This window comes from Acinetobacter sp. Marseille-Q1623 (assembly GCF_902809895.1).
Lineage (GTDB): Bacteria > Pseudomonadota > Gammaproteobacteria > Pseudomonadales > Moraxellaceae > Acinetobacter > Acinetobacter piscicola_A.
Window position 1 is genome coordinate 1 of sequence record NZ_CADDWG010000002.1, and the last position, 12,411, is coordinate 12,411.

Genomic DNA, 12,411 nt, shown 5'->3' on the forward strand with positions numbered 1-12,411 from the left:
ACCCCTTTTTTGATTTATTTTTTAAAAAGCTTATCGCTTGCTTATTTATTCTACAATTTTAGATGTTTTTATTATTTTTATGTACATATAAAATACTATTTAAATTTTAATATCTATGATCACTAACAATCCATCTTCTAAATTTTTTTCTATTTACATAGTTTTTTTTGAACTATATCTCCTTTTTCATTAGAATAAAAATATTATTATTCCACTTTCATTATGATTATGCAGTTAAGTAAATTTAGACTGTTTCTAGCTATAGGGGTTTTACTGAGTTTCAGTAATTTTTCTTTAGCAAACTCTACGCATAATTTTTATATGATGACGCTTTCTATTTTAAGTTATGCAAAGTGGGATAATCAGTCACCTACTTTATGCGTGGTAGATAATAATAATGCTGCCAAACAATTCAGTTTATCTATTAAAGCTCAAAATTCACCGTTTAGTGTAAAAAGTATTTCACATGACGCGCTTAAAAATATTGAATGTGATGCGGTATTTTTTTCTAATCTATCCGCTTCAATAGAGCAAAAATTAATTAATAGCTCACTGAAACCAAATATACTGTCTTTTAGTACAAGTAATAATGATTGTGAAATCGGAAGTTCTTTTTGCTTACAAAATACAAAAAATGGCAATACCATTTTTAAAGTAAATTTAGACAGCCTAGCACGCGCTAAAGTGCATGTTGATCCTCGTGTTTTACTCTTAGCTAAGAATTCGGAGTAATACAGATGATTCATAAATTTTATCAATCGACTTCTTTACAAACTTTATTCCGTAAATCCCAATTCACAATTTTTGCGATTACTTTTTTAATTTGTACATTTACCTTTGCCACAATTTCAGTTTTTACCGTTGAGTCTTATGCGGAACAAAATTTACAGTTGATCAGTCGTACCGTTTCTGAACGTATTCAACCTGCCTTAGTCTTTCAAGATAAATTAGCTTTATCGCAAATTTTGCATGAGTACACACAACAACATTCCGTACGCTTGATTGAAGTCTACGATACACAAAATCAAAAAATATATGAAAGTATTAAAGATATAGATCATTATTCTGCATTACAAAATTTGTTTGATCATCTCTTTTTGCGTAATCCAATCGATGTAGCTGTACTACATAATGGAAATTATGTTGGAAAAATTATTTTATATGGCAGTTCAAATGAAATCATGATGTTTATCATCAAGATTTTCATTGGTTTAGGCGTTGGAATGCTATTCATGATCCTTGCTTTATGGTGGTCAGTAAATCTGACTTATCGGCATATTATGCAATCCATCACACCTATGGTACAAATCGCGCAATTAGTCAGCACACAAAGCGCCTATAATTTACGTTTTCCAAAAAATGATATTCAAGAGTTTAATCATGTAAATAGTGTATTTAACCAACTACTTGAAGAAATTCAATCATGGCATACACATTTACAAAATGAAAATCAACAACTGTCCTATCAGGTTCAGCATGACCATTTAACAGGTCTACCAAATCGTAATTATTTCTATCAAGTTCTTGTTAATTTATTTAAAAATACCCGAGAAAAACAACAAATTGCATTGCTTTTTATTGATGCTAATAATTTCAAAGTCGTTAATGACCAATATGGTCATCAGGCAGGTGATGCTGTTTTAAAAGAAATGGCGACTCGCTTAAAGCAAAATATTCGACAGGATGACTTTGTCGCCCGCTTAAGCGGCGATGAGTTTGCCATTATCTTAAGCTCCATCCAACGCGTAGATCATTTAATTTCAATTGCTGAAAATTTAATTAAAAGCTGCGAAAAACCTTTGGTGTATAAAAATCAAAGTATAACTTTTAATTTCAGCTTAGGAATAGCTTTATCTAATCAAGCCATTTCCCCTGAAGATTTAATTTCTCAGGCAGATCAGGCCATGTATAAAGCAAAATCATTAACTCATCATTGGTTCATTTATCATAATTAACTTTATCAGGGTATATCGTATGTCTGTAACGCACCTAAAACTTCCAATTCTTGCTTTATTATGTTTAGCACTTACAGGTTGTCTAAATTTAGGCGGCTTAAAATACAATCAAGTCCGCGCATTAAAAAAAGAAGGCTTTGTATTAACAGACGAAGGCTGGAGTTTAGGACTTCCTGAAAGATTATTATTTGATTTTGATCAATTTGAAATCAAAACTCAAAACCGCGACTCTATTCTACATCTTTCAAAACAGTTGCAGAAATACAACCTAACCAAAGTTAAAATTGTGGGACATACCGATGATGTTGGCTCTGCTAACTACAATACAGCACTGTCTCAAAAACGCGCCCAAAGCGTAGCAAATATTTTTATTTCGCAGCATTTCAATCCCAATAATATTCAGATTATCGGTAAAGGTGCAGAGCAACCGATTAAAGCCAATGACAGCGAAGAGCACCGTGCAGAAAACCGCCGCGTATCCATCATTATTATTCCATAACTTTATTTTAACTATTCAAGGTCTTTAATAGACCTTTTTTTATATTCAAAGATTGGAGTATCAAATTTCAGGCATAAAAAAACCGCCTAATCAGCGGATAATTTACATTTAAGTTTTCAACTTAGATAAACTTAAATTGGTCGGAGCAGTAGGATTCGAACCTACGACCCCCTGGTCCCAAACCAGGTGCACTACCAGGCTGTGCTATGCTCCGAATTGGGGTGAATGAAGGGGCTCGAACCCTCGACAACCGGAATCACAATCCGGGGCTCTACCAACTGAGCTACATCCACCATCACAACAAACTTTAGATTCTACAATATCAAGCAACAATGGTGCGCCTGACAGGATTCGAACCTGTGACCATCCGCTTAGAAGGCGGATGCTCTATCCAACTGAGCTACAGGCGCATGACTGATAATTTTCACTATCAATAAACCTTTGCCTTGAAGAATTGGTCGGAGCAGTAGGATTCGAACCTACGACCCCCTGGTCCCAAACCAGGTGCACTACCAGGCTGTGCTATGCTCCGATTCATCTCAGCTTTTTGTATCGAACATGTCGTTCGGTACGGTGTGCATTCTAGGCGTGACGCCCTTGAACGTCAACACCTATATTCAAAAAAAACTAAAAAAAATCATCAAGTGTATATTTATCAAGCATTTCTATTATTTTTTATACAATTTTAACGCTTTAAACTCGCACTGAAGTTCAACATACGATCAAGTGGAAGTTTGGCACGCTCTGCCAATTGTGCATCCACAAAGATTTCTTGATCGCCTTTTTGCAAAACTTCCAAAATACCATCCAAGTCATTCATTGCCATCCACGGACAATGTGCACATGAGCGACACGTTGCCCCCTCTCCTGCAGTTGGTGCTTCAATCAAAGTTTTGTTTGGCACAGCTTGTTGCATTTTATAGAAAATGCCACGATCTGTTGCCACAATCAATGTGTCATGCGGTAGTGTTTGAGCTGCTTTAATAAGTTGAGATGTACTTCCAACTGCATCTGCCACTTCAATGACTGATTCGGGTGATTCAGGATGTACCAGTACAGCTGCATTTGGATATAATGCTTTCATGTTGGCAATGCCACGTGCACGGAATTCTTCATGCACGATACATGAACCATCCCACAGCAACATATCTGCACCTGTTTTCTTTTGGATATAGCGTCCTAGATGTTGGTCAGGTGCCCAAATAATTTTTTCACCCAAACTATCTAAGTGTTCAATAATTTCCACTGCACAGCTTGATGTAACAACCCAATCAGCACGGGCTTTTACAGCAGCTGAAGTATTGGCATAGACCACAACGGTATAATCAGGATGTGCATCACAAAACGCTGTAAACTCATCCACAGGACAACCCAAATCAAGTGAGCAAGTCGCCTCAAGTGTAGGCATTAAGACTTTTTTCTCAGGGGATAGAATCTTAGATGTCTCCCCCATAAATTTGACCCCTGCAACCACCAACGTTGATGCAGCATGATCACGTCCAAAACGCGCCATTTCCAATGAATCAGAAACACAACCTCCAGTCAGCTCTGCTAACTCTTGTACTTCAGGATCACAGTAATAATGCGCGACTAAAACCGCATCACGCTTGTCTAATTCCGCTTTAATTTGGGCAAATTTTTGCTGTTTTAGCTCAGGACTTAAAGTTTTGTCCTTTGGCTCTCCTAATCGATCCAAATGTGCTGTGACAATTGATTTTGCTTCATTGGCAATTAAATTGGTCGCATCATTCATAAAAGGTATTCTCTATCCATATGCTTGTCACTCAACAAGCGTTTCAAGTAATTCACTGATCAATTTGGCATTGGCTAATTTGACCAGTTATTAAAAAAACATCCACTTATAAAAAAACCTCACAACGGAGGCTTTTTTATATTTTTAAATCTTAAGAGCGATAATCTGCATTAATTTTGACATAGTCATACGACAGATCACAGGTATAAACTGTATCTTTAGCCTGTCCACGCCCTAAATCGACACGAATGGTAATTTCAGTCTGTGCCATAACTCGTGCACCTTCTGCTTCAGTGTAATCTACAGCTGCACCACCATCTTTACAGATTTGCACGTCATCCAACCAGACTTGAATTTTTTCCACATCTAAATCTTTCACACCCGCATAGCCAATCGCAGCAAGGATACGCCCCCAGTTTGGATCTGATGCAAAAAATGCAGTTTTTACTAAAGGTGAATGTGCAATGCTATATGCAATATCGCAGCACTCTTGCGTATTATGCCCACCCTCAACTGCAACAGTCATGAATTTAGTTGCACCCTCTCCATCGCGTACAATGAGTTGTGCCAAACGTTTCATCACACGTATTAAAACATCCACAACAACGCTATAACGAGCATCATCTATCGACTGGATTTCTGCACCACCAGCAAGTCCTGTAGCTGCAAAAATACATGAATCATTGGTCGACGTATCGCCATCGACAGTAATACGATTAAATGATTGATCTACAGCAGTTTTTAACATCTGCTGTGTTAATTCACGTGAAATAGGTGCATCGGTTGCCACAAAGCCTAACATCGTCGCCATATTGGGACGAATCATACCCGCACCTTTTGAAATCCCAGTCATGGTATATGCCACACCATCTAACTCAAATTGCTCAGATGCCCCTTTAGGTGTCGTGTCAGTGGTCATAATACCTGTTGCAGCATCCACCCAAGCATTTTCATTCAGCGAATCTAATGCAGGCTGTAAACCTTGTGTTAAACGTTCAATCGGCAGTTGTTCACCGATTACACCTGTAGAAAAAGGTAAAACTTCATATTCTTCGATCTGTGCCAATTCAGCAAGTTTCAAACATGTCAGTTGTGCATTTTGCATACCAAGCTTACCCGTACCTGCATTGGCATTGCCTGTATTAATCACTAAATAACGGGGATTAGCTTGTGCTAAATGTGCTTTAGATACATGTACAGGTGCAGCACAAAATGCATTTTGGGTAAATACACCCGCAACATTTGTACCTTCAGAAAATTCAAAAATAACTAAATCACGTCGATTAGGATAACGTACATACGCTTCTGCCGAGCCAATTTTTACACCTTGTACCACATGCATGTGTGGCATAGTTACGTCACCAACCGCCATTTTTAAATATCCGGAATGAAATTAAGAAAACAACAGCTTATTAGAAAATGCATAAAAAATCGAGCCTATTCCCAAGTGAATTGTTTTTTATTATCAATCGAGCGATTTTGAGTTATTTTTATGGTTAATATTTAAAAAATCAAAGTGAAACAATATGATAAATACGGCATATACGATATAAAAAGTCAGCATTCAACCTGAGCACTGACTTTGAAAATGATACAACGTTGGAATTATTGCTGAGCGGCTGCTTGCGGTTGAGCCTGTACTTGAGCAACAGTTTGTTCTGTTGGTAAAAGTGCTTGTTTTACTTTTTCTTGACTTGATACCGATAATGCTGGATTTGAAGCAACCACACGATTAATGGTTGCAGGCGTCACTGCTGCAATTGCTGCTGTTTTTAAAATGATTGGACGACCACCTGTATTTCCCAAGGTATAACGAATGCCTGTGCGTGGGCTAATCACTGTTGTTGAATCATTTTTTACTTCGGCTTGTGCAGTCACAGTCCCTGCTGCTGCTTGCAAGTTTGCAACAGTAGTCGTTTGTGGTTGGGTGTCGGCAAAAGTAAGCACTGGCATTGCTAAAGCTGCGACAAATAATGCTTTGAATTGTATTTTCATTATCGTTCCTAAATCTTTAAAAATGGGTTGAGCAAGTAAATAACATTTAATTGTGAATGGTGCAATCAATATTCACCGCATGTAATAACTTGTAAAAAAAGCAGAACATTTGTTCTGCTTTTTTACACTTGATTCAAACTCAGTAAAAAATTAAATTTTACCGTGACATTGTTTGTATTTTAAACCTGAACCACATGGGCATGGCGCATTACGGCTTTCAGGCGGTGTAAATGTTTTTTCTGTTTTATTCAGATTTAGCTCATCTTCTGTTTGGACGTTTGTATTAACTACGCCAGTCAAACCATCTACATCATCGTGTGCAAAGTTTAAACGCATCGCTTCTGCTTGCGCCTGTTGCTGTGCTTCCATCTCTGCTAACTCTTCCGCAGTTGGAATATGGACACGAGAAAGATCTGTTACGACATCTGATTTAATCACACCAAGCATATTTACAAATAAGTTGAATGCTTCTTTTTTGTATTCTTGCTCAGGATTTTTCTGTGCATAACCACGTAAATGAATCCCTTGACGTAAATAATCCATTGCAGCCAAATGGTCTTTCCAGTGACGATCTAATGAACCCAATAGGAAATGACGCTCTAAAGTTGCAGCAGACTCAGCACCCATATTTTCACGGCGTTGGCGATAGCGTTCAATCACTTCATCACTGATACGTTCAACCAAAGCTTCTTCATCTAAACGACGATCTTCTTCAAGCCATTGTGAAACAGGAAGCTCGATACCGAAATCCATACGCAAGGCATTTTCTAGACCTTCAATATCCCATTGGTCGTGAATTGACTCTGGTGGAATATACGTTTCGATTAAACCTTTCATCACTTCTTGATGCATCTCTTCAATATAATCTTGAAGTGTTGCTTCTTCTAAAATTTCATCACGTTGTGAATAAATGATTTTACGTTGTTCATTGTTGACGTCATCGTATTTTAATAAGTTCTTACGAATGTCAAAGTTACGTGCTTCAACTTTACGTTGCGCATTTTCAATCGAGCGTGACACCATTTTATGTTCAATAGCTTCATTTTCTTGCAAGCCCATTGCACGCATCATCGCAATCACACGATCACCTGCGAAAATACGCATTAGGTCATCTTCAAGTGATAAGAAGAAGCGTGATACACCAGGGTCACCTTGACGACCTGAACGACCGCGTAATTGGTTGTCAATACGGCGTGATTCATGACGCTCTGAACCGATGATATGTAAACCACCTGAACTTAACACCATTTCATTATTCTTTTCCCATTCTGCGCGTAGGCGAGCTTCATCTTCAGCAGTTGGATTTTCAATTTTAGCCAATAATGCTTTCCAGTTACCGCCTAGCAAAATATCTGTACCACGACCCGCCATGTTAGTGGCAATAGTCACAGCATTCGGTGCACCTGCTTGGGCAATAATATCTGCTTCACGCTCATGTTGTTTTGCGTTTAAAACTTCATGGTGAATGCCTGCTTCTTTAAGCTTGTCCGATAAAATTTCAGACGCTTCAATGGTTGCTGTACCAATCAGAATCGGCGCAACACCTGCAGCATGGATTTTCTGAATTTCTTCAATAATCGCGTTGTATTTACCCGCACGATTTAAATAAATTAAATCATTCAGGTCTTTACGTACCATTGGACGATGTGTTGGAATTAATACGACATCTAAACCGTAAATCTCTTTCATTTCCGCAGCTTCAGTGTCTGCTGTCCCGGTCATGCCTGAAAGTTTTTTATATAAACGGAAATAGTTTTGGAATGTCGTTGTCGCCAATGTTTGGTTTTCAGGTTGAATTTCTAGGCCTTCTTTCGCTTCAACCGCTTGATGCAAACCTTCTGACCAACGACGACCTGGCATCGTACGACCCGTATTTTCATCGACGATGATCACTTCGCCATCATTAACAATATACTGTACATTACGTTGATATAAAAAATGTGCACGAATTGCTGCTGAAACGTGATGAACAAGGTTCAAATTACCTGCTGAATATAAGCTTTCACCTTCAGCCAACAAGCCCATTTGAATGAGTTCTTGTTCTACTGTTTCATAACCGACTTCCGTCATTTCAACAGAACGTTGTTTTTCATCAATCCAGAAATGACCACCATCAGCCACTTTTTCTTCTTTCTGTGGAGTTAGTTTTGGTGGAATAGTATTGATCAACTGATAAAGCTGAGATGAATCTTCACTTTGACCCGAAATAATCAACGGTGTACGTGCTTCATCAATCAAGATTGAATCGACCTCATCGATGATGGCATAGGCCAATCCACGCTGTTTTTTCTCAGCCATGGAGAAAACCATGTTGTCACGTAAGTAATCAAAACCAAATTCGTTATTGGTACCGTAAGTGATGTCTGCAAGATAGGCTTCGGCTTTTTCCATAGGCGCTTGCATAGAATAAATCACGCCGACCGTTAAACCTAAGAACTCATAAAGTGGACGATTTAACTCAGCATCACGTTGTGCCAAGTAATCGTTCACGGTAATCACATGAACGCCTTGTTCACTGATCGCGTTGAGATACACAGCCAAAGTGCCCATGAGGGTTTTACCTTCACCTGTACGCATTTCTGCAATTTTACCTTCATGCAGGGTAATACCGCCGATCAGCTGCACATCATAATGACGCATGCCCATCACACGCTTACCTGCTTCACGACACACAGCAAATGCTTCTGGCATCAACTGATCTAAGCTTTCACCTTTTTTATATCTTTGTTTGAATTCTTCAGTTTTGGCAGATAAGTCAGCATCACTTAAAGCAGATATGGTCGGCTCAAGCGCATTGATCTTATCGACAATTTTACGCATGCGTTTCAGTTCACGCTCGTTTTTAGTACCGAAGATTCCTCCGATCAGGCTTGCCAACATATAGACTCTCTAAAACTTGCTTATCAAAATAAATTTTTCTCAGACGTTATTATGGTGTTAGAAATTTGAAGTACAAGGTTTTTACACAAAACCAATTAAAAAAATCTGTACACCGACTTTCGCGTGTATGAGTTTAGGCGGTCTAATGTAGCAAATTTGCACGATAGACAGATAGACTCTGTTGATAGAATTTCATCTTTTTTTATATAAGTTCACACTGGTTTATGAAAAATTATCATAAAGAAATATAAAAACACTATTTTTAATTATAAGAAATTTAAGCGATAGTGATTTTGACGAGCAAAGACCGATTTTAACTATTCTAAATTTTGAGGTAAATCTAATGACGATTCGCTTAGGTGATATTGCACCTGATTTTGAGCAAGACTCAAGTGAAGGTAAGATTCATTTTTATGATTTTTTAGGCAATGATTGGGGAATTTTATTTTCCCACCCTGCCGACTATACGCCCGTCTGTACTACTGAACTCGGCTACACAGCAAAACTTAAAGATGAATTCAGCAAACGTGGTGTAAAAGCAATTGCCCTGTCTGTCGATGATGTAACATCACATCAGGGTTGGATTCAAGACATTAATGAAACCCAAAATACGACAGTAAATTTCCCGATTATTGCAGACAAAGATCGAAAAGTTTCAATACTTTATGATTTTATTCATCCCAATGCGAGTGAGACGCTGACTGTACGTTCTTTAGTGATCATTGATCCAAATAAAAAAGTGCGCTTAATCATCACTTACCCTGCATCTACAGGGCGTAATTTTAATGAAATTTTACGCGTGATCGATTCACTACAACTTACAGATAATTATAAAGTGGCAACACCTGCCAATTGGCAAGAAGGTGAAGATGTCGTGATCGTGCCCTCGATTAAAGATGAAGCTGAGTTAAAAGAACGCTTCCCAAAAGGTTATACGGCGGTTAAACCCTATCTACGTTTAACACCACAGCCGAATAAAAACTAATTTTTAATACATCAATACATCAAATAAAAAAGTGCGATTTTTTCCATCAACTCCGATCTTACGATAGGAGTTTTTTTATTTTTAACCTTCCTATAAACATGCTTCAGAAAATTTGTTATTCGATTCGTACTTAAGACACATTTACTACAACGCATGAAAGCGTGTGTTTTGCATAGATTCGCGTTGTGCGACGTGTTCAAGCCATGCAGCTAATTGTGGATGCTGATTTTTCCAATCACTTTTCAGGAAAACGAAAATCAATATATTCAAGCAAACATGCAACCACAATCTCCCCTATTCCTAAATGCTCAGTAAAATTATCCAAATGCTGTTCTAACCACGATAATGTGCTGTATTGGCTTGCAGTAAAACGTTGCATCATTTCTTGTGCTTGTAATTGCTCAGTTTTCTGTAATGTTGCATATAACCACCCGACGAATGCGATTGCTCCATCTGCTAATGCTTGCAGACGTAAACTTTTAAAATATGCCACATGCTCTGTGGGATCAACCAAGCTTTTTATCTTTTAGCGTACTCAAATATTCACAAATCAATGCTGAGTCAAATAAAACCTCTTTATGGTTCAGCACCAAAGTCGGAATTTTGGACAAGGGATTGATTGGTCTTAAATTCGGGTCAGTCCAAGGATCCACAGCTAACAAATCGAATTGGTCTTGAATTTTTAATTCATTAATCAGAACTCGAACTTTACGAGCGAAAGGTGATGTAGGGGAATAGTATAATTGCATCTGCCTGCTCCTTATGATTGTTCTTTTATGTACAGTATGTGACATAAAAATATGAAATTAAAAATTTATTTTGCTTATTTTGTAAGCATTGGTTCTGACTTAAAAATAAGATATAAATGATTTAGAAAAATTTAAAACTCGCGATGATGATCTATAACATTCACCATTTACACTGTGGCAGTCTGTGTCCTTTATGTGCAACCTTATTTGGACAAAAAGGTTTAAAAGCCAATTTAGTCTGTCATTGCCTGTTGATTGAAACCGATCGTGGTTTGGTCTTAGTCGATACAGGGTTGGGGTTACAAGACTATTTACATCCTCAACAACGCTTAGGCAAACTGATCTATACAATGAGTGCACTCATAACTGATCCGACTTTGTCAGCTTTTCACCAAATTCAAAAATTGGGTTTTCAGCCGAGTGATGTTCGGCATATTTTGCTGAGTCATTTAGACTTTGACCATGCAGGTGGAATAAGTGACTTCCCTAATGCAACAGTACATATTCTGTCGAATGAATTGAATGCCACACAATCTTTGTCAGGTAAAAATAAATTGCGCTATCGCCCACAACAATTCAAACATCATGCTTATTGGCATTTTTTAGAACATGAAGCAGGTGAGCCTTGGTTTAATTTTAATCGCGTGCAAGGTTTTAATATATTTAAAGATGAAATCTTGATGATTCCCCTGCTTGGGCATACAGCAGGACATTGTGGTATTGCTATTCGTCAGAAAGATCGATGGCTACTGTTCTGTGGTGATGCTTATTATTCACACTTGCAGCTTAATCCACAGTATAACGCTTTTGGGTTAAATTTAATGGAACGTCTCTTTGCATTGAATAATCAACAACGCCTACATAGCTTAAAAGCCATTCAAACATTGGCACAGAATGAACCGCACATTGAACTCGTGTGTGCACACGACCCTTTTGAATTACAGCGTTATTCGACTTTATGAAATTACATTTTTTAGCTATTTTACTCACCTCTAGCATGATAACAGGGTGTATCACCTCATCAGCACTGCCACAACAACAACGTCCACAACAGTGGGGAGATTTAATCCAAAAGTCTTCTAATTTTTATCAAATGAGTGACACTGTATTTCGCAGTGAACAACCCAATGCTCAACTGATCCCTCTGCTTAAAGAGCATCAAATTGATGTGGTCATTAATTTACGCAGTCGTGATCAAGACCGTACAACGTTGGCAGGAAAAAATTTAAAACTGATCCATATTCCAATTCATACATGGGCATTGGATAAATACGATTTACTCCAAGTGATGCAAAACATTCAAACAGCGCAACAGCAAAATCAGAAAGTATTGATTCATTGTTATCATGGTTCTGACCGTACAGGTGCAAGTATTGCGATGTACCGCATTATTTTTGAAAATTGGTCAACTGAAGCTGCCTTAAACGAAATGAAGCATGGTGGTTATGGTTTTCACCCGATTTGGGTCAATATCGACAAACAGTTTAGCCCTGAAAATATAAAATGGATCCGTGATCAACTCACGAATCCATCGATGTAAACAACATAAGTCTAATGTATGGGGTTATGTTAAAGCACTATCCCCCTTCTCTCAT

Annotated in this window: 12 protein-coding genes and 4 tRNA genes; 6 read left to right on the top strand and 10 right to left on the bottom strand. The window is 37.9% G+C overall.

Translation table 11 applies throughout. The annotated features are described in order from the left end of the window. The first annotated feature begins 228 nt into the window (after positions 1 to 228). Genes HUV91_RS12580 through HUV91_RS12590 form a run of 3 tightly spaced genes read left to right on the top strand, consistent with a single transcriptional unit; the run spans position 229 to position 2,454 of the window. On the top strand, positions 229 to 732 hold the full coding sequence (locus tag HUV91_RS12580) for a YfiR family protein (protein ID WP_228721873.1): 504 nt from the start codon (positions 229 to 231) through the stop codon (positions 730 to 732). A gap of 5 nt (positions 733 to 737) precedes the next feature. After that, positions 738 to 1,955, top strand: coding sequence for a sensor domain-containing diguanylate cyclase (locus HUV91_RS12585; RefSeq protein WP_174493649.1), 1,218 nt, complete (start codon positions 738 to 740; stop codon positions 1,953 to 1,955). Between the two features lie 19 nt (positions 1,956 to 1,974). Further along, complete coding sequence (locus tag HUV91_RS12590) at positions 1,975 to 2,454, top strand: OmpA family protein (protein ID WP_130075039.1); 480 nt, start codon at positions 1,975 to 1,977, stop codon at positions 2,452 to 2,454. 137 nt (positions 2,455 to 2,591) lie between these two features. On the opposite strand, the gene HUV91_RS12595 is transcribed toward HUV91_RS12590, so the two are convergent. From HUV91_RS12595 to secA, 8 genes are all read right to left on the bottom strand, one after another. Continuing rightward, positions 2,592 to 2,668, bottom strand: a tRNA-Pro gene (locus HUV91_RS12595). A 3-nt stretch (positions 2,669 to 2,671) separates the two neighbouring features. After that, a tRNA-His gene (locus HUV91_RS12600) sits at positions 2,672 to 2,747 on the bottom strand. A 40-nt stretch (positions 2,748 to 2,787) separates the two neighbouring features. Then, a tRNA-Arg gene (locus HUV91_RS12605) sits at positions 2,788 to 2,864 on the bottom strand. A 45-nt stretch (positions 2,865 to 2,909) separates the two neighbouring features. After that, a tRNA-Pro gene (locus HUV91_RS12610) sits at positions 2,910 to 2,986 on the bottom strand. A gap of 153 nt (positions 2,987 to 3,139) precedes the next feature. Then, entirely contained in the window at positions 3,140 to 4,207 is a 1,068-nt protein-coding gene (gene nadA, locus HUV91_RS12615) for a quinolinate synthase NadA (RefSeq protein ID WP_174493650.1), read from the bottom strand. Positions 4,208 to 4,358: 151 nt separating this feature from the next. Next, a complete protein-coding gene (gene argJ / locus HUV91_RS12620) occupies positions 4,359 to 5,579 on the bottom strand; it encodes a bifunctional glutamate N-acetyltransferase/amino-acid acetyltransferase ArgJ (RefSeq protein ID WP_174493651.1) in 1,221 nt (406 codons plus the stop codon). A 233-nt stretch (positions 5,580 to 5,812) separates the two neighbouring features. Further along, positions 5,813 to 6,202 carry a hypothetical protein gene (locus HUV91_RS12625; RefSeq protein WP_130075036.1) on the bottom strand — a complete coding sequence of 130 codons (390 nt, stop codon included), beginning with the start codon at positions 6,200 to 6,202 and terminating at the stop codon, positions 5,813 to 5,815. Between the two features lie 150 nt (positions 6,203 to 6,352). Continuing rightward, the gene (gene secA / locus HUV91_RS12630) at positions 6,353 to 9,082 is read right to left on the bottom strand and encodes a preprotein translocase subunit SecA (protein WP_174493652.1); all 2,730 of its coding nucleotides are present in this window, start codon (positions 9,080 to 9,082) and stop codon (positions 6,353 to 6,355) included. A gap of 343 nt (positions 9,083 to 9,425) precedes the next feature. Here secA and HUV91_RS12635 point away from each other — a divergent pair, with 343 nt between their 5' ends. Further along, positions 9,426 to 10,067, top strand: a complete 642-nt coding sequence (locus tag HUV91_RS12635; protein WP_174493653.1) for a peroxiredoxin — start codon at positions 9,426 to 9,428, stop codon at positions 10,065 to 10,067. Between the two features lie 235 nt (positions 10,068 to 10,302). Here HUV91_RS12635 and HUV91_RS12640 read toward each other — a convergent pair whose 3' ends face one another. Further along, complete coding sequence (locus HUV91_RS12640; RefSeq protein WP_174493654.1) at positions 10,303 to 10,581, bottom strand: hypothetical protein; 279 nt, start codon at positions 10,579 to 10,581, stop codon at positions 10,303 to 10,305. Next, positions 10,574 to 10,816, bottom strand: a complete 243-nt coding sequence (locus tag HUV91_RS12645; RefSeq protein ID WP_174493655.1) for a glutathione S-transferase N-terminal domain-containing protein — start codon at positions 10,814 to 10,816, stop codon at positions 10,574 to 10,576. The genes HUV91_RS12640 and HUV91_RS12645 overlap by 8 nt, the downstream gene beginning before the upstream one ends. A 146-nt stretch (positions 10,817 to 10,962) precedes the next feature. On the opposite strand from HUV91_RS12645, the gene HUV91_RS12650 reads away from it, so the two are divergent. Together HUV91_RS12650 and HUV91_RS12655 are read left to right on the top strand one after the other, a co-directional pair. Next, entirely contained in the window at positions 10,963 to 11,778 is an 816-nt protein-coding gene (locus HUV91_RS12650; protein WP_174494000.1) for an MBL fold metallo-hydrolase, read from the top strand. Next, positions 11,775 to 12,356 carry a dual specificity protein phosphatase family protein gene (locus tag HUV91_RS12655; RefSeq protein ID WP_174493656.1) on the top strand — a complete coding sequence of 194 codons (582 nt, stop codon included), beginning with the start codon at positions 11,775 to 11,777 and terminating at the stop codon, positions 12,354 to 12,356. Before HUV91_RS12650 ends, HUV91_RS12655 begins: the two co-directional genes overlap by 4 nt. Positions 12,357 to 12,411 lie beyond the last annotated feature (55 nt).